General features: G+C 66.6%; 20 protein-coding genes. 13 read left to right on the forward strand and 7 right to left on the reverse strand.

What is annotated here, in order from left to right:
* Window positions 1-19: 19 nt before the first annotated feature.
* The 4 genes from DACI_RS07810 to DACI_RS07825 form a co-directional block, all read right to left on the reverse strand.
* Complete coding sequence (locus DACI_RS07810; protein WP_012203486.1) at window positions 20-1918, reverse strand: amidohydrolase; 1899 nt, start codon at window positions 1916-1918, stop codon at window positions 20-22.
* Between the two features lie 123 nt (window positions 1919-2041).
* On the reverse strand, window positions 2042-2314 hold the full coding sequence (locus DACI_RS07815) for a XapX domain-containing protein (RefSeq protein ID WP_012203487.1): 273 nt from the start codon (window positions 2312-2314) through the stop codon (window positions 2042-2044).
* Window positions 2315-2353: 39 nt separating this feature from the next.
* Window positions 2354-3052 (reverse strand): hydrolase, encoded by a 699-nt coding sequence (locus tag DACI_RS07820; protein ID WP_012203488.1) that lies wholly within the window; start codon window positions 3050-3052, stop codon window positions 2354-2356.
* Window positions 3053-3121: 69 nt separating this feature from the next.
* Window positions 3122-3826, reverse strand: a complete 705-nt coding sequence (locus tag DACI_RS07825; protein WP_012203489.1) for a pirin family protein — start codon at window positions 3824-3826, stop codon at window positions 3122-3124.
* A gap of 102 nt (window positions 3827-3928) precedes the next feature.
* Between DACI_RS07825 and DACI_RS07830 the strand changes: the two genes are divergently transcribed.
* Entirely contained in the window at window positions 3929-4852 is a 924-nt protein-coding gene (locus tag DACI_RS07830; RefSeq protein WP_012203490.1) for a LysR family transcriptional regulator, read from the forward strand.
* 41 nt (window positions 4853-4893) lie between these two features.
* Here DACI_RS07830 and DACI_RS07835 read toward each other — a convergent pair whose 3' ends face one another.
* Window positions 4894-5418 carry a YqaA family protein gene (locus DACI_RS07835; protein ID WP_043780881.1) on the reverse strand — a complete coding sequence of 175 codons (525 nt, stop codon included), beginning with the start codon at window positions 5416-5418 and terminating at the stop codon, window positions 4894-4896.
* Between the two features lie 105 nt (window positions 5419-5523).
* Between DACI_RS07835 and DACI_RS07840 the strand changes: the two genes are divergently transcribed.
* The 8 genes from DACI_RS07840 to DACI_RS07875 all read left to right on the forward strand — a co-directional run bounded on the left by DACI_RS07840 (window position 5524) and on the right by DACI_RS07875 (window position 12608).
* Window positions 5524-6138 (forward strand): hypothetical protein, encoded by a 615-nt coding sequence (locus tag DACI_RS07840; protein WP_012203492.1) that lies wholly within the window; start codon window positions 5524-5526, stop codon window positions 6136-6138.
* A gap of 143 nt (window positions 6139-6281) precedes the next feature.
* Window positions 6282-7352, forward strand: coding sequence for a tRNA dihydrouridine synthase DusB (dusB, locus tag DACI_RS07845; protein WP_012203493.1), 1071 nt, complete (start codon window positions 6282-6284; stop codon window positions 7350-7352).
* On the forward strand, window positions 7349-7582 hold the full coding sequence (locus DACI_RS07850) for a Fis family transcriptional regulator (RefSeq protein ID WP_013804037.1): 234 nt from the start codon (window positions 7349-7351) through the stop codon (window positions 7580-7582). The genes dusB and DACI_RS07850 overlap by 4 nt, the downstream gene beginning before the upstream one ends.
* A gap of 44 nt (window positions 7583-7626) precedes the next feature.
* Entirely contained in the window at window positions 7627-9225 is a 1599-nt protein-coding gene (gene purH / locus DACI_RS07855) for a bifunctional phosphoribosylaminoimidazolecarboxamide formyltransferase/IMP cyclohydrolase (protein WP_012203494.1), read from the forward strand.
* On the forward strand, window positions 9225-9764 hold the full coding sequence (locus DACI_RS07860; protein WP_012203495.1) for a c-type cytochrome: 540 nt from the start codon (window positions 9225-9227) through the stop codon (window positions 9762-9764). Before purH ends, DACI_RS07860 begins: the two co-directional genes overlap by 1 nt.
* A gap of 2 nt (window positions 9765-9766) precedes the next feature.
* Window positions 9767-10366, forward strand: a complete 600-nt coding sequence (locus DACI_RS07865; RefSeq protein WP_012203496.1) for a DNA-3-methyladenine glycosylase I — start codon at window positions 9767-9769, stop codon at window positions 10364-10366.
* Window positions 10367-10602: 236 nt separating this feature from the next.
* The gene (locus DACI_RS07870; RefSeq protein ID WP_012202886.1) at window positions 10603-11790 is read left to right on the forward strand and encodes an IS481 family transposase; all 1188 of its coding nucleotides are present in this window, start codon (window positions 10603-10605) and stop codon (window positions 11788-11790) included.
* Between the two features lie 419 nt (window positions 11791-12209).
* Window positions 12210-12608, forward strand: coding sequence for a hypothetical protein (locus DACI_RS07875; protein ID WP_012203497.1), 399 nt, complete (start codon window positions 12210-12212; stop codon window positions 12606-12608).
* Window positions 12609-12679: 71 nt separating this feature from the next.
* On the opposite strand, the gene hemL is transcribed toward DACI_RS07875, so the two are convergent.
* A complete protein-coding gene (hemL, locus tag DACI_RS07880) occupies window positions 12680-13996 on the reverse strand; it encodes a glutamate-1-semialdehyde 2,1-aminomutase (RefSeq protein WP_012203498.1) in 1317 nt (438 codons plus the stop codon).
* Window positions 13997-14056: 60 nt separating this feature from the next.
* Window positions 14057-15013 (reverse strand): bifunctional hydroxymethylpyrimidine kinase/phosphomethylpyrimidine kinase, encoded by a 957-nt coding sequence (gene thiD, locus DACI_RS07885; protein ID WP_012203499.1) that lies wholly within the window; start codon window positions 15011-15013, stop codon window positions 14057-14059.
* A 115-nt stretch (window positions 15014-15128) separates the two neighbouring features.
* Here thiD and DACI_RS30980 point away from each other — a divergent pair, with 115 nt between their 5' ends.
* The 4 genes from DACI_RS30980 to DACI_RS07900 are packed head-to-tail and all read left to right on the forward strand — an operon-like array spanning window position 15129 to window position 16635.
* Window positions 15129-15281 (forward strand): rubredoxin, encoded by a 153-nt coding sequence (locus DACI_RS30980; protein WP_013804031.1) that lies wholly within the window; start codon window positions 15129-15131, stop codon window positions 15279-15281.
* 47 nt (window positions 15282-15328) lie between these two features.
* Complete coding sequence (locus DACI_RS07890; protein WP_012203501.1) at window positions 15329-15727, forward strand: response regulator; 399 nt, start codon at window positions 15329-15331, stop codon at window positions 15725-15727.
* A complete protein-coding gene (locus DACI_RS07895) occupies window positions 15727-16092 on the forward strand; it encodes a response regulator (protein WP_012203502.1) in 366 nt (121 codons plus the stop codon). Before DACI_RS07890 ends, DACI_RS07895 begins: the two co-directional genes overlap by 1 nt.
* Before the next feature lie 15 nt (window positions 16093-16107).
* Complete coding sequence (locus DACI_RS07900; RefSeq protein ID WP_012203503.1) at window positions 16108-16635, forward strand: chemotaxis protein CheW; 528 nt, start codon at window positions 16108-16110, stop codon at window positions 16633-16635.
* Window positions 16636-16640 lie beyond the last annotated feature (5 nt).

A 16640-nucleotide genomic window follows, 5' to 3' on the forward strand; every position in this document is an offset into this window, starting at 1 on the left:
GGTGTCATGCGTGTGGTCCTCAGGCCATCCAGCAGGAGCAGCCCAGCGCGCCGAAGAAGCTTCGGGGGTCCGAGGTCGGCACGTTCGATGCCCATGCGTCGGCATGGCTGTGGCCGTGCATGCCGCAACTGGTGCCGCAGCCGCAGGCCGCCGCCAGGCTGCGGTAGCGCGCGGGGTTGAGCGAGTTCCTGCCCGCGCCCTCGGGCTCGCCCCAGGCGCCGTAGCCGCCAAAGCGCCGCACGGGCGACCAGTCAGGCATGGCCGGCGGCAGCGGGTTGTCGTCATGCTGCTGGAAGGGGCCTGCGCCATAGACCACGCGGCCGCCCACCACGGTGAGCTCGGAGGTGAGAAAGGAGATCTCGTCCTCGGGCACGGCGAAGTAGTCCTTGCTGGGCACGATCATGTCGGCCAGCTGGCCCACCTGGATGCGGCCGCGCAGGCCTTCCTCGTTGGAGAACCAGGCCACGTTCTCGGTCCACATGCGCAGCGCGGTCTCGCGGTCCAGCAGGTTGCGCTGGGGGTACATCTGCAGGCCGCCCACGGTCTTGCCCGTCACCATCCACGACAGAGACACCCAGGGGTTGTAGGAGGCCACGCGCGTGGCGTCCGTGCCGGCCGAGGTCTTCACGCCGCGCTCCAGGATCTTCTTGACGGGCGGCGTGGCCTCGGTGGCGCGTGCGCCGTAGCGTTCTGTGAAATATTCGCCCTGGTAGGCCATGCGGTGCTGCACGGCCACGCCGCCGCCCAGCGCCGCAATGCGGTCGATGGACTTGTCCGAAATGGTCTCGGCATGGTCGAAGAACCAGTTCAGGCCGTCGATGGGCGTGTCGCGGTGCACCTTCTCGAACACATCGAGCGCGCGCGAGATGGTCTCGTCATAGGTGGCGTGCAGGCGCCATGGCCATTGGTTCTGCACCAGCACGCGCACCACTTCCTCCAGGTCGCCCTCCATGCTGGGGGGCATGTCGGGGCGCGGCTGGCGAAAGTCCTCGAAGTCGGCGGCCGAGTACACCAGCATCTCGCCCGCGCCGTTGTGGCGGAAATAGTCGTTGCCCTGCTTGTACTTCACGCTTTGCGTCCAGTTGAGGAAGTCGGCCTTCTCCTCCTTGGGCTTTTGCGTGAACAGGTTGTAGGCCAGGCGCACGGTGATCTGGTTGGCGTCGCTGAGCTTCTGGATCACGTCGTAGTCGTCGGGGTAGTTCTGAAAGCCCCCGCCCGCATCGATCACGCCGGTCACGCCCAGGCGGTTGAGTTCGCGCATGAAGTGGCGCGTGGAATTGACCTGATAGTCCAGCGGCAGCTTGGGGCCCTTGGCCAGCGTGCTGTAGAGGATGGTGGCGTTGGGCTTGGCCAGCAGCAGGCCCGTGGGGTTGCCGTTGGCATCGCGCGTGATCTCGCCGCCTGCAGGCTGGGGCGTGTCGCGGGTGTAGCCCACGGCGCGCAGGGCGGCGGCGTTGAGCAGGGCGCGGTCATACAGGTGCAGCAGGAAGACCGGCGTATCGGGCGCGATGGCATTGATCTCGTCGATGGTGGGCAGGCGCTTTTCCACGAACTGGTGCTCGGTGAACCCCCCGACCACGCGCACCCACTGCGGCGCAGGCGTGATGGCCACCTGGCGCTTGAGCATGTCCAGCGCGTCGGCCAGCGAGCGCACGCCGTCCCAGCGCAGCTCCAGGTTGAAGTTCAGGCCGCCACGGATCACGTGCGTGTGGTTGTCGAACAGGCCGGGCAGCACGCTGCGGCGCTGCAGATCGATGCGGCGCGTGCCGCTGCCGGCCAGGGCCAGCACCTCGGCGTCCGAGCCAACGGCGATGAACCGGCCGTCCTTCACGGCCACGGCGGTGGCGGTGGGCTGGGCCTTGTTCAGCGTGGTGAAGCGGCCGTTGTGGAAGATGACTTCGGGCGTGGAATCGGACATGGAGGCTCCTTGGCGAGCGTTGGTGGTGCAACCCAGCAGTCCACCCATGGCAAGGGTGGCAGCGGAGCCCAGGACTTTTCTGCGCGTGGTCATGGTGCAGTTTTCTTGGAGAGAGGGGAGGGATCAGCCGTGGTGCCGATCGGCATCGGCATCGGCGTTCTTGCGGCCGGGCAACTGGCCCAGCACATGCTCGGTGGCCTGCGTCTTGCTGCAGGCGCTGCGCAGGTCCATGCCCTGCAGCAGATGCCGGCCCACGGGCACGATCTGCTCGCCGGCCAGGATGCCCAGCAGGCCGACCAGGGCCACCAGCGGCGGTGCGGGCGAGCGCACCTGCAGCAGGCTGTAGACCACGCCGACCAGCAGGCCGGCCCCCAGGGAAAGTGCATAGAGCTTCATGGCGAGACTCCTTTGGCGGGCCGGCGGCGGCGCTGGTACTCAGGCCTTGGCGGGGTTCGGGCCCATGGTCTCGCCATGCTGCACGCGCTCGGCGGCCTTGTGCACCATGGTGTAGGCATAGTCCACGCCCATGCCGTAGGCGCCGGAATGCTCGCGCACGATGTCCATCACCGCGTCGTAGGTCTCGCGGCGGGCCCAGTCGCGCTGCCATTCCAGCAGCACCTGCTGCCAGGTCACGGGCACCACGCCGGCCTGCACCATGCGGTCCATGGCGTAGTTGTGCGCGTCCAGCGACGTGCCGCCCGAGGCGTCGGCCACCATGTAGATCTCGTAGTCCGTGTCATGCAGGGCCGACAGGGCGAAGGTGGTGTTGCACACCTCGGTCCACAGGCCGGAGACCACGATCTTCTTGCGGCCCTGGGCGGCGTTCCTGGCCAGTGCGTCCCGCACGTTCTGGTCGTCCCAGGAATTCATGGAGCTGCGCTCCAGCAGTGGGTGCTCGGGGAACACCGCCAGCAGTTCGGGATAGGTGTGGCCGGAGAAGCTGCCCGTCTCCACCGTGGTGATGGTGGCGGGAATGCCGAAGGCCTTGGCCGCCTTGGCCAGGCCCACCACGTTGTTCTTGAGCACCTGGCGGTCGATGGACTGCACGCCGAAGGCCATCTGCGGCTGCTGGTCGATGAAGATGATCTGGCTGTTGGCGGGCGTCAGGACTTCGAGGTACTTGCGGTCGGTCATGGTGATCTCCTGTGAGGGGTTGGACGGGGTACGGGAAATGTTTTCTTGGGAAGAGGCGGGCAGGGCGCTTCAGCGCGCCGTGTCGACGAGCACCAGCTCGGTGTCGGCCAGGGCCGTCACACGGAAGCTGTCCACATCGCTGATGGCGGCGCCGTCGCGCTCCTGCAGCGTCACGCCGTCGATCTGCACCGAGCCGCTGGCCGGCACCAGGTAGCCCAGGCGGTCACGGCCGATGCGGTACTCCGTGCTCTCGCCGGCCTTCAGCGTGGCGCCCAGCACCCGGGCGGCGGTGCGGATGGGCAGGGCGTCCTCGTCACCGGGCAGACCGCTGGCCAGGGCCACGAAGCTGCCCGAGCGCTCGCCCTTGGGGAAGGGCTTGGCACCCCAGGACGGGGGCTGCTGGCCGCGCTCGTCGGGCATGATCCAGATCTGGAAGATCCGCGTCGTGTCCTTTTCCTGGTTGTATTCCGAGTGGCGGATGCCGGTGCCCGCGCTCATCACCTGCACATCGCCCGCTTCGGTGCGGCCCTTGTTGCCCAGGCTGTCCTGGTGGGTGATGGCGCCTTCACGGACGTAGGTGATGATTTCCATGTTGGCGTGGGCATGGGGCGGGAAGCCTGTGCCGGCGGCGATGGTGTCGTCGTTCCACACCCGCAGCGCGCCCCAGCCCATGCGGGCCGGATCGTGGTAGCCGGCGAAGGAAAAGTGATGCTTGGCATCGAGCCAGCCGTGGTTGGCACCGCCAAGGGCTTGGAAGGGACGGCGTTCGATCATGGTGTTCTCCTGCTGCGTTGTGTGTTGCGATGGATGAACTTTATGTTTTGCCGATCAAGAAGAGAATAGAAAATATGCAAAGACATCTATTCCAAAAATTTCATGCCAAGACTTCCTGACCTCGAAGCCTGGGCCATCTTCGCCAAGGTGGCCGAGACGGGCTCCTTCGCCAAGGCCGCCGCCGACCTGGGCGTCTCCCAGCCCACCATCTCCAAGGCCATCACGCGGCTGGAGACGCGGCTCAAGACCAGCCTGTTCCACCGCACCTCGCGGCGCATGTCGCTGACGGCCAGCGGCCAGGCCTCGCTGGAGCGCGCCGCGCGCATCCTGGCCGAGGGCGAGGCCGTGGAGGCCGAGATCAGCGAGCAGTCCAAAAGCCTGCGCGGCCCCATCCGCATTGCGGCGCCCATGTCGTTCGGCATCTCGCACCTGGCGCCGGCCGTGCCCGCCTTCATGGCCGAGCACCCGGAAGTCACGCTGGACCTGCACTTCAGCGACGAGCTGATCGACGTCGTGGCCCAGGGCTTCGACATCGCGCTGCGCATCTCCTCGCTGCCCGACTCCAGCCTGCTGGCGCGGCGCCTGTGCACGGTGCGCCTGCTGCTGGTGGGATCACCCGAATACTTCGAGCGCCACGGCCGCCCCTCCCATCCGCGCGAGCTGGCGCAGCACCGCGCGCTGCGCTATGTGCACAGCCGCCTGGGCGAGGCCTGGCGCTTCGTGCATGCGCGCCGGGGCGAGTTCGCCCAGGTCGTGCCCACGGCCATGCGCGTGAACAATGCCGAGGGCCTGGCGCCGGCCCTGCGCGCCGGGCTGGGCCTGGCCCTGCAGCCCGAATTCCTGGCCTGGGAAGATTTGCAATCGGGTGCGCTGCAGACCTGCATGGATGACTGGCAGGTGCCCTCCATCGCCCTGCACATCGTCACGCCGCCGGGGCGCGCCCGGCCGGCGCGCGTGCAGGCGCTGATCGATTTCCTGGCCGCGCACTTCGCGCTGGCGCCCTGGGCGCGCGAGCCGCAGGCGTAGATCGCAAAAAAGGGGAGGGCTTCGGTGGGGGGGCTTCGGCCTCAGCTGGCCCAGGAGGCCGGCAGCAGCTGCAGCAGCACCACCGTCATCACCACATAGCGCAGGAACTTGCCGATGGCCATGTAGAACACGCAGGGCCAGAACGGCAACCGCAGCCAGCCGGCCACGGCGCACAGCGGATCGCCCACCACGGGCAGCCAGCTCAGCAGGCAGGCCTTGGCACCCAGGCGGCGCAGCCATACGCGGGCGCGGCGCTCGTGGCGGGACAGGGCGCGGGGCGGCTTGGCCCGCAGATCCTCCGGCAGTCCGGCGCGCCGCCGCTCGCGGGCCGCGCGCCAGGCCTTGTGCGCACCCAGGCCCATCCACCAGCTGATGGCGCCGCCCAGCGTATTGCCGGCCGTGGCCACGAAGACCGTTTGCCAGAACAGATCGGGGTTGAGCTGCAGCAGGCCGACCACCGCAGGCTCGGAGCCCAGCGGCAGCAGCGTGGCCGAAATCAGGGCCACGATGAACACGGTGCTGAGGCCGAACTGCGGCAGCGCCAGCCAGCTCAGCAGTTGATGCATCCAGACTTCCATAGGTGCTGTAAGTGTAGGTCTGCGCTGGCTGACGCCTTGTCGGCCTGAAGCTATCGTGGGGCCTGGTCCAGAACCACAAGCACAGGGGGCGTCATGCAGACAGGGCGGATTGCAGGATGGGCGGGATGCGCGGCATTGGGAATGGCAGCAGCCGGCCTGGCCGGCTGCGCTGCGTTGCAGCCATCGCCGGGCAAGGACACCACCGTGGTGGCTCAGGCCGCTGCCCAGGCGCCGCCCGCCCAGGCTGCACCGCCCTCCGCCTGGGGCAAGGCGCTGCAGGCCAAGGGCTGCACCCTGCCGGACCCGGCCGTGGGCGACAGGCTGGAGCAACTGCAGCGCGAGCTGGAGCCTCTGGGCCTGGAGCCGCGTCTGCAAGGCTGCGTGAGCCTGGCCGGGTCCGAGCCCGGCCCGGCCCTGGTGCTGGACGCCTGGGTGACCGACGGGCGCAAGGCCATGGCCGTGGTGCGCGGCCCGCTGGCCGACGGCGAGGCGCTGGACCTGGGACTGGAGGCTGGGCCGCAGACAGCTGGGCTGCAGGCAGCCGGGCAGCCGAAAGCCGGGCTGCAGAAGGTCGGCCTGCGCCCCATGCCCGACGACCAGGTCTCTCCCGACGTGCAATTCAACCGCCGCTGGTGGCAGGGCCGGCTCGGTGCCTACGGGCTGCAGGCCGTTCCGGGCCAGGTGCGCACCTTCGTGCCCACACCATGAAAACTGCGCACTGTCTTGTTTTCGCTGCTTGGCCGTCTTGACGGCCCGGTTTTAGCCCTGCTGAAAATTTGGGCAGGTACAATCTTGGTCCTTTGTTGCCGCCCGTTTTGTGCTCGGCGCGCGCGTTTTCTCCGGCTTTTCCGATGTCCTCCCCACCCCTGTCCATAGGCCCCCATGCCCTGGCCAATCGCCTGTTCGTCGCCCCCATGGCCGGGGTGACGGATCGGCCGTTCCGCCAGCTGTGCAAGGCCCTGGGCGCGGGCTACGCGGTCAGCGAGATGGTGACATCGCGCAAGGACCTGTGGAACAGCCTCAAGACCTCGCGCCGCGCCAACCATGAAGGCGAGCCCGGCCCCATCGCGGTGCAGATCGCGGGTACGGACGCCGAGATGATGGCCGAGGCCGCGCGCTACAACCTGGACCGCGGCGCCCAGATCATCGACATCAACATGGGCTGCCCGGCCAAGAAGGTCTGCAACAAGTGGGCCGGCTCGGCCCTGATGCAGAACGAGGCCCTGGCCGTGGAGATTGCCCAGGCTGTTGTAGAGGCCTGCGCCCCGCACGGCGTGCCCGTCACGCTGAAGATGCGCACCGGCTGGTGCGACGCGCACAGGAACGCCGTGGTGCTGGCCCGCCGCTTCGAGGAGGTGGGCATACAGATGCTCACCGTGCACGGCCGCACGCGCGAGCAGGGTTACAAGGGCTTTGCCGAGTACGACACCATCGCTGCCGTCAAGGCGGCGGTGCGCGTGCCCGTGGTGGCCAATGGCGACATCACCAGCCCCGAGAAGGCGCGCGACGTGCTCGCCTACACGGGCGCCGACGCCGTGATGATCGGCCGCGCGGCCCAGGGCCGGCCGTGGATCTTCCGCGAGATCGCGCACTTCATGGCCACGGGCGAGCACATGGCCCCGCCGCTGGTGGCCGAGCTGCGCCGGCTGCTGCTGGACCACCTGCAGGACCACTACAGCCTGTACGGCGAGGGCACCGGCGTGCGCAGCGCGCGCAAGCACATCGCCTGGTACCTGCGCAGCCTGCCGGGCGGTGAAGCATTCAGACAACACATCAACACCATCGAGGACTGCGCGGTGCAATGGCAGGCAGTGGCCGACTATCTGGACGCCCTGGGCGCACGGATGGACCGGATACCGGCCGCCATCGATGCCGGCGCCACAAGCGCCGAATTCGGAGAGCCCGCAGGAATGACAGTATGAGCAACCAGAACATCGAACAATGCGTGCGTGAAAGCCTGGAGGGGTATTTCCGCGATCTCGACGGCGAAAAGCCCAACGGCATGTACGACATGCTGATCCACCTGGTCGAAAAGCCGCTGCTGGAAGTGGTGATGACCCAGGCCGACAACAACCAGTCCCGCGCTGCCGACTGGCTGGGCCTGAACCGCAACACGCTGCGCAAGAAGCTGCTCGAGCACGACATGCTCTGAGCGGCACGAATCTCCATTTCTTCAAACTCCCTGCACTGACGCCCATGAACGCCCTGCTCTCCGTCTCTGACAAGACCGGTATCGTCGAATTCGCCCAAGGCCTGCACGCCCTGGGCATCAAGCTGCTGTCCACCGGCGGCACCGCCAAGCTGCTGGCCGAGGCCGGCCTGCCCGTGACCGAGGTGGCCGAAGTCACCCAGTTCCCCGAAATGCTGGACGGCCGCGTCAAGACCCTGCACCCCAAGGTCCACGGCGGCCTGCTGGCGCGCCGCGAGCTGCCCGCCCACATGGCGGCCCTCAAGGAGCACGGCATCGACACCATCGACCTGCTGGTGGTGAACCTGTACCCCTTCGAGGCCACCGTGGCCAAGGCCGGCTGCACGCTGGCCGACGCCATCGAGAACATCGACATCGGCGGCCCGGCCATGGTGCGCTCTGCCGCCAAGAACTGGGCCGACGTGGGCGTGATCACCGACGCCGGCCAGTACGAGGCCGTGCTGGGTGAACTCAAGGCCAGCGGAAAGCTGTCCGACAAGCTGCGCTTTGCGCTGTCCGTGGCCGCCTTCAACCGCATCGCCCAGTACGACGGCGCCATCAGCGACTACCTGTCCAGCGTGAAGTTCGAGGACGAGAAGCTCTCCGAAGCCTACGTGCCCGAGCGCAGCCCCTTCCCCGGCCAGAGCAACGGCCACTTCACCAAGGTGCAGGACCTGCGCTACGGCGAAAACAGCCACCAGCAGGCCGCCCTGTACCGCGACCTGTATCCGGCTCCCGGCTCCCTGGTCACGGGCGAGCAGCTGCAGGGCAAGGAGCTGTCGTACAACAACATCGCCGACGCCGACGCTGCCTGGGAATGCGTCAAGAGCTTCGAGCAGCCGGCCTGCGTGATCGTCAAGCACGCCAACCCCTGCGGCGTGGCCGTGGGCAAGGACGCGCACGAAGCCTATGCCAAGGCCTTCCAGACCGACCCCACCAGCGCCTTCGGCGGCATCATCGCCTTCAACCGCACGGTGGACAAGGCAGCGGCCGAGGCCGTGGTCAAGCAGTTCGTCGAGGTGCTGATGGCCCCCGACTTCACGTCCGAGGCGCTGGAAATCTTCAAGCCCAAGGTCAATGTGCGCCTGATGAAGATCGCCCTGCCTGCCGGCGGCGAGCGCGCCTGGGACCAGGGCCGCAACGCCATGGACGCCAAGCGCGTCGGCTCGGGCCTGCTGCTGCAGACCGCTGACAACCATGAACTGGCCCTGGCCGACCTCAAGGTCGTCACCGTCAAGCAGCCTACCCCCGAAGAACTGCAGGACCTGCTGTTCGCCTGGAAGGTCGCCAAGTACGTCAAGAGCAATGCCATCGTGTTCTGCAAGAACGGCATGACCATGGGCGTGGGCGCAGGCCAGATGAGCCGCCTGGACTCGGCACGCATCGCCTCCATCAAGGCCGAGGCCGCCAAGCTGAGCCTGCAGGGCACCGTCGTGGCCAGCGATGCCTTCTTCCCCTTCCGCGACGGCCTGGACGTGGTCGTTGACGCAGGCGCCACCTGCGTGGCCCAGCCCGGCGGCTCCATGCGCGACCAGGAAGTCATTGACGCCGCCAACGAGCGCGGCGTCGCCATGGTCTTCACCGGCGTGCGCCACTTCCGCCACTGATGGCCGGCCAACTGCCTCCTGACGCAGACGACGAGGGCGACGACGCCCCCCACCGGCCCCGCTGGCTGGGCTGGGCGCTCGTGGTCTTCATGCTGCTGGTGGCGCTGGGTGTCTTCAACATCGGCTGGCGCATCATGCGCGGGCCGGCTGTTGCGCCCGTTGCACCTGCTGCTGGCCTGCCGGCAGCTGCCGTGACGGCAGCTGCAGATCCAAATGCAGGTGCAGGCGCAGGTACAGAGGCCGGTACGGATGCAGGCCCCCGGCTGCTTGCCGGAAAGGCCCTGGTCGAGGGCAATGACTGCCTGCGCTGCCACGGCCTGGTTCGCCACTACGTGGGCCCGTCCTTCCAGCAGATCGCCGAGCGCTACCGGGCCCGCGAAGATGCCGCCGACTACCTGGCGCGCAAGATCCGCGAGGGCGGGGCCGGCGAATGGGGCCGCGCCATCATGCCGCGCCACCCGCACCTCGATACGGCGCAATCCCTGCAGATGGCAGCCTGGCTGCTGTCCCTCCCCTCTCCCGAGTCCGGGAAATCCTGACCATGTCCCGCCTGTTCACCGCCCCTGACGGCCGGCCGCGCTGCCACTGGTGCGCCGCCACGGACGGCTACCTGGCCTACCACGACCGTGAATGGGGCTTTCCCGTCACCGACGACCGGCGCCTGTTCGAGAAACTCAGCCTCGAAGGCTTCCAGTCCGGCCTGAGCTGGCTGACCATCCTCAACAAGCGCGAGAACTTCCGCGCGGCCTTTGCGGGCTTCGACTTCCACCAGGTCGCGCGCTTCACCGAAGACGACGTGCTGCGGCTGCTGGGCGATGCAGGCATCGTGCGGCATCGCGGCAAGATCGAGGCCGTGATCAACAACGCGCAGCGGGCGCTGGAGATGGTGAAGGCGGAAGGCTCGCTGTCGACCTTCTTCTGGCGCCATGCGCCTGCACCCGTGACCGGTGGCGGGCCCGTGTCCGAGACGGCCGAGTCTCGGGCGCTGTCCAAGGAGTTGAAGAAGCTCGGGTGGAAGTTCGTGGGGCCTACGACTGTCTACTCGTTCATGCAGGCCATGGGGTTGGTCAATGACCATGTTTTGGGGTGTGTGGTGAGGGATGAGGTGGAGCGGGCGCGTGCTGCGTTTCGTTTGGGCTGAACGGGCCTTCGCTTTGGTAAGGGCTGGGTTTCGTTTTTGACCCTGCCGGGTGGTATTTTTCTGAGCCCGGGTCTCGGCCCGGCAGCCGACTGCCCTTTCTTGATTCGCCAAGAAAGGTCAGATCAAAGAAGGCGACCGGTACGACTCACACTCATAGGTGACACATCAGTACAAGGACATGGGTAACAGATCCAAGCTTGGCAGCTGGAGCCAACAGCAGCCAAGGAGCGATCACCATGCCCTGGAAGGAGTGCGCACCCATGGACGAGAAACTGCTCTTCATAGCCGACCACCTGCGCGGTGGTGCGCCGCTGAGCGAGCTGTGCAGGCGCTACGGCATCAGCCGCAAGACGGCCTACAAGTGGGTTGAGCGTTACCGCCAACTGGGCATGGATGGATTGCAAGAACGCAGTCGCAGGCCCCACGGGAACAATCAGGCGATCAGCTATGCACAGCGCCGGGCCATCATTGAGCTGCGCACGCAGCAAAGGTCACAGATGGGGCCCAAGAAGCTGCACGCTTTGCTCCTGCAGCGTTGGGGCCCACAGGAGACACCCAGCAAAACCACCATCTACAACGTGCTGAAGGCTGAGGGGCTTGTTTGCAGCAGGCGTGTACGCAGACGCTCGGTGCCTACGGCCCAGCCCTTGCGAACGAGCAAGCAGCCCAATGGGGTGTGGAGTGCAGACTACAAAGGCCAGTTCAAGACAGCCGATGGTCACTGGTGCTATCCATTGACCATCATGGACCACGCCAGCCGCTATTTGCTGGCCGTGCACGTCTACGACAGCCCCAACTACGAGGATGCCAAACGCAGCTTCGAACAGGTGTTTCGGCAATACGGACTGCCCGAGCGCATACGCAGTGACAACGGTCCGCCATTCGCGACTACTGGCGTGGCGGGCCTGTCACGCCTGGCGATATGGTGGATAAGGCTGGGCATCAGGCCGGAGCGCATCGAGAGGGGCAAGCCACAGCAAAACGGTCGCCACGAGCGGATGCACCGCACGCTCAAGCATGCCCTGGGCAAAGAGCCTGCGGCGGACAAAGCGGCATTGCAGATGCAGCTCGATGCCTTTGTGGAGCACTACAACCAGCAGCGCCCGCATGAGGCCTTGCAGCAAAGCATGCCGGCCCAGCATTACAGCGACTCGGCCAGGCCATACCCCTCAAAGCTACCGGAGCTGCAGTACCCGAAGCATTGGGAACGAGTTCGAGTCAGCCACAACGGCCTGATTTACTGGCGAGCGCTGCGGGTCTACATCGGCTACCTGCTGGCGGGGCAGTGGATCGGGATGCAGGAGGTGGCCGCTGGCCAGTGGGATGTGTATCTGGGGCCGGTGCGACTGGGCTGCTTCAACGAAGAGGATGTGCGAGGACCCCAGAAGGACTATGTGAGCTTGAAGTGTTACCCATGTCTGTGAGCTGAGTTGTTACCCATGTCCTTGACACGTACAACCCGAATGTCCGCGACCCTCCGCTTCGCTGCGGGCAACCTGCGTCGGGCCGCCTGCGGGGTTCGCCGCAGAACTCACTGCGCGCTGCGCGCTCCGTTCAAACAACTGCGGCGAGTCAGTTGACGAAGCAGTCCTGTCCTTCGGCAGGACTGCAACCCCGCAGGCGGCCCGACGCAGGCGCTGACATACGGGGGGTGGAGGCGGGCCGTCGTTGCGCTCGGCCTGGTTTTGAAAACATCCAGCTACTACACTTGCGGAAGGCTGAAAGGCCCGGTGTGTCGAAGCATCTTTTCAACAGCGTTTGTGACCCCCAGCGAAAAGTGGGGTTCTGTTGTACCCAGATTTCTGGGGCTGGCGCGTTCGTGCGCGCAAGTAGGAGCCAAGACATGCACCCTCTCATCGCCGCTCAGGCAGCCTCTCCCCAACCACCTCTTCTGCCCACCTGGCAGCAGGCCATGCACGCCTCGCTGGGGCTGGTGCAGAGCACGCTGCAGCAGTTGATCGAACTGATGGTCGACGACCCCGACAGGGACGACAGCGAAGTCGATGTGGACTGCGCCGTGGAGCTGGCGCTGGAGCACATCAAGCGCATGGGTGTCCAGCAGCACGCGGACCGCTATGCCTTCGAGGTGGAGTGGATCAAGGCAACGGCGGCGCTGCGGCTGGCGCAGGGCGCCTTCGGGCGGCCTCAGTCACGCTTTGGCCTGCGGCTCAAGGACGCCATCCAGCAGCTGGAGATGCTGCCGGAGCTGGTGGAGTTCGTGGACCAGGGCGACGACGAGTGATGTGACCTGCACGCCAGCGCCGGATCACGGCGTTGGTGGCGTTGGCGTGCAAGGGAAGATATCTGCGGATATCAGAGCGTCTTGAACACTTCGCGCGCGGCTTCGATGGTCTTGTCGATGTCAGCGTCCGTGTGCGCGGCGCTCACGAAGCCCGCCTCGTACAGGGCGGGCGCAAAGTAGTGGCCGCGCTCCAGCATGCCGTGGAAGAAGCGGTTGAAGCGTGCGCCATCGGTCTTCATGACCTCGGTCCAGGTGCTGGGCAGCTCGGGCAGCAGGTAGAAGCCGAACAGGCCGCCCTGGTGGTCCACGCTGAAGGGCACGCCGGCGGCGTCGGCCTCGGCCTTGAAGCCGGCCATCAGGCGGCCGGTCTTCGCGTGCAGGGCGTCGTGGAAGCCGGGCTCGCTGATCAGCTCCAGCGTCTTGAGTCCGCAGGCCGTGGCGATGGGGTTGCCCGACAGGGTGCCGGCCTGGTAGACCGGGCCCAGGGGCGAGAGCTTTTCCATGATCTCGCGGCGCGCGCCGAAGGCCGCCATGGGCATGCCGCCGCCGATGACCTTGCCCAGCACGGTGATGTCGGGCGCAAAGCCTTCGATGTGCTGGGCGTACAGGCTCTGGGCGCTGCCCAGGGCCACGCGAAAGCCCGTCATCACCTCGTCGTAGACCATCAGCGCGCCATGCTCGCGCGTGAGTTCGCGGATGCGGCGCGTGAAGGGCACGCTGGCGCGCACGAAGTTCATGTTGCCGGCAATGGGCTCCATGATCACGCAGGCGATCTGGTCGCCGAACTGGGCGAAGGCCTCTTCGAGCTGGCCCACGTCGTTGTATTCCAGCACCACGGTGTCCTTGACCACGTCCTGCGGCACGCCGGCCGAGGAGGAGGCGCCGAACGTCGCCAGGCCCGAGCCGGCCTTGACCAGCAGCGCGTCGGCATGGCCGTGGTAGCAGCCGTTGAACTTGATGATCTTGTTGCGGCCCGTGAAGCCGCGCGCCAGGCGCAGCGCGCTCATGCCGGCCTCGGTGCCCGAGCTGACCATGCGCACCATGTCCATGGAGGGCATGAGCGAGAGGATCTTCTCGGCCAGCACGACCTCGCGCTCCGTGGGCGCGCCGAAGGAGAAGCCTTCCAGCGCGGCGGCCTGCACGGCGGCCATCACCTCGGGGTGGCCATGGCCCAGGATCATCGGACCCCAGGAGCCGATGTAGTCGGTGAACTGCTGGGCGTTCTCGTCCCAGAAATGCGCGCCCTGCGCACGGCGCACGAAGCGCGGCGTGCCGCCCACGGCGTTGAAGGCGCGCACGGGTGAATTCACGCCGCCGGGGATCACGGCCTTGGCGCGTTCGAACAGGGGAATATTCAGGTCAGTGGTCATAGTGCAGGAGTCTGCCATGTGCGGGGTACAAGCCAGAGGCGCCAAGCCAAGGGCGCAGCCGCTCAGGGGCGGCCTGCCTCAATGCTTGGTGTCATGGGGCGGCATCACGAAGCCTTCGATGGCCTGGGTGTCGGCGTCGAGCTCGGTGAGCGGCTCGGCGGCCTCGGCGTCTTCGTCCTCGGGTTCGGGCTGAGCCCAGAACATGCGGTCCGGGATGAAGTGGCCCATGCCGGGGCGAAAGCCGCTGTCCAGGCTGCGGTCCAGGTACTCCAGCGCCTCCTGCGTGGCCAGCCCCAGGTCGTTGCCGCTGGCCACCAGGGCCGCCAGCGCGGCCGACAGGGTGTCGCCCGAGCCGGTGAACGTGGCGTCGAACATCTCGTACTTGCTGTTGCCCAGCACGGACTGCGCCGTGGCCAGCACGTTGTCCACGAACTGGTCGGGCAGGGGGATGCCGGTGACCAGCACGTAGGGCACTTCCAGGGCCTCGGCCGCCATGGCGATGTCGCGCGCCGTGGGGCTGCGGCTGTTGCTCCAGTCGGGCAGCAGCCAGCGGCACAGCGTACTGTGGCTTCCAACCAACACCGAGGTTTGCGGCAGCACAAGCTCCTTGAGCGCGTCCATGTACTGGTCGAGCGGGTCTTCCTCCCACCACGACAGGTCCGGCATGTAGCAGACGATGGGGATGTCGGGATAGTCGGAAGCTATCTCGGCGATCGCCGCCAGGTTGCCCGGGCTGCCCACGAAGCCGACCTTGATGGCGGACACGGGTATGTCCTCCAGCACGGCGCGCGCCTGCTCGGCCACGGCCTCGTCGTCAAAGGGAAAATGCTCGAAGATCTTGGCCGAATCGCGTGCGTAGGCACCCGTGACCACGGGCAGCGGATGACCGCCGACCGAGGCGATGGTGGCGATGTCGGCCGACAGGCCACCTGCTCCGCTGGGGTCGCTGGCGTTGAAGACCAGCACGCATACGGGAGCGGTTTCGTCCACCAATTCGGTGTCGGGACTGGGGGAGTTGGAGGGGTTCAATGCCATGGCTCAGCCCAGTTTGCGCCCCGCCAGCGAAGGCCGTGGCGGGTGGTTATGACTAGATACAATCGTTGCATTCTATGTGAAGGCCCTTTAAGCTGTGACCGACCCTAAAACTTGGATGTGCTTGATCTGCGGGTGGATCTATGACGAGGCGCAAGGCTGCCCCGAGCATGGCATCGCACCCCAGACGCGTTGGGATGACGTGCCCATGAATTGGACCTGTCCCGAATGCGGTGCACGTAAAGAAGACTTTGAGATGGTCGAAATCTGAGCGCGGGACCACCCGCGCCGACTCATACATTTCCGGGAGGTTTCTCAGTGACGACATCGGGCGCACCCTTGCGCGTACTCGTGGTGGATGACAGCAATACCATCCGCCGCAGCGCAGAAATCTTCCTCAAACAGGGCGGGCACGAAGTGCTCCTGGCCGACGACGGCTTCGACGCACTGTCCAAAGTCAACGACTATCAGCCCCAGCTGATCTTCTGCGACATCCTCATGCCCAAGCTGGACGGCTACCAGACCTGCGCCATCATCAAGCGCAACGCGCGCTTCTCCGATACGCCCGTGGTCATGCTCTCGTCCAAGGACGGCGTATTCGACAAGGCGCGCGGGCGCATGGTGGGCTGCCAGGACTACCTCACGAAACCCTTCACCAAAGACCAGCTGCTGCAGGCCGTGGAGCAGTTCGGCAAGCAAACCATAGGAGCACTTTGATGCCCATCCGCAAAGTCCTGGTCGTGGACGATTCCAAGACCGAACTGATGTTTCTGTCCGACATGCTGCAAAAGCAGGGACTGCAGGTACGTACGGCCGAGAACGGCGAGGAAGCCCTGCGCAGCCTGGCCGAAGAGCGGCCCGACCTGATCCTGATGGACGTGGTCATGCCCGGCCAGAACGGCTTTCAGCTCACGCGCGCCATCACGCGCGACCCGCTGTACGCGGACCTGCCCATCATCATGTGCACCAGCAAGAACCAGGAAACCGACCGGGTCTGGGGCATGCGCCAGGGCGCGCGTGACTACATCACGAAGCCGGTGGATGCAGGCGAGCTGCAGGCCAAGATCGCGGCGCTGAACTGACGCGGTGCGCTGGCCATGGCGAACCGTGAAGCACTGCGCGATCTGCAATCCCGTCTGGCCGGCCGTCTCCAGGCCGCACGCAGCGAAGGCGTCAAGGTGGCGGCCTGGCTGGCCGTCCAGGCCGGCGGGCGCAACTACCTGATGCCGCTGGGCCAGTCCGGCGAGATCTTTCCCTGGGCCGGCGTACAGCCCGTGCCCTATACAAAGCCCTGGTTCCTGGGCATTGCCAACCTGCGCGGCACCCTGGCCGGGGTGATCGACCTGGCCAGCCTGCTGGGCCATGGCGTGGCGCGCAGCGAACCGGCGCTGGCCGAGTCCAGCCTGCTGGCCTTCAATGCCGCGCTGGAAGTGAACGCCTCCCTGCTGGTGGACCGCCTGCAGGGCCTGCGCAGCGCCGACGCCTTTGTGCGCACCGAGCCCGCGCCCGAGCAATCCCCCGCCTTTTTCGGCCCCGTGCATATCGATGAAGCGGGCCACCGCTGGCAGGAGCTGCAATTGCAGCGCCTGTCCCAAACCTCCGAGTTTCTGAGCATTCGCGCCTGAGTTTC

The sequence above is a fragment of the Delftia acidovorans SPH-1 genome (assembly GCF_000018665.1).
Classification (GTDB): domain Bacteria; phylum Pseudomonadota; class Gammaproteobacteria; order Burkholderiales; family Burkholderiaceae_C; genus Comamonas; species Comamonas acidovorans.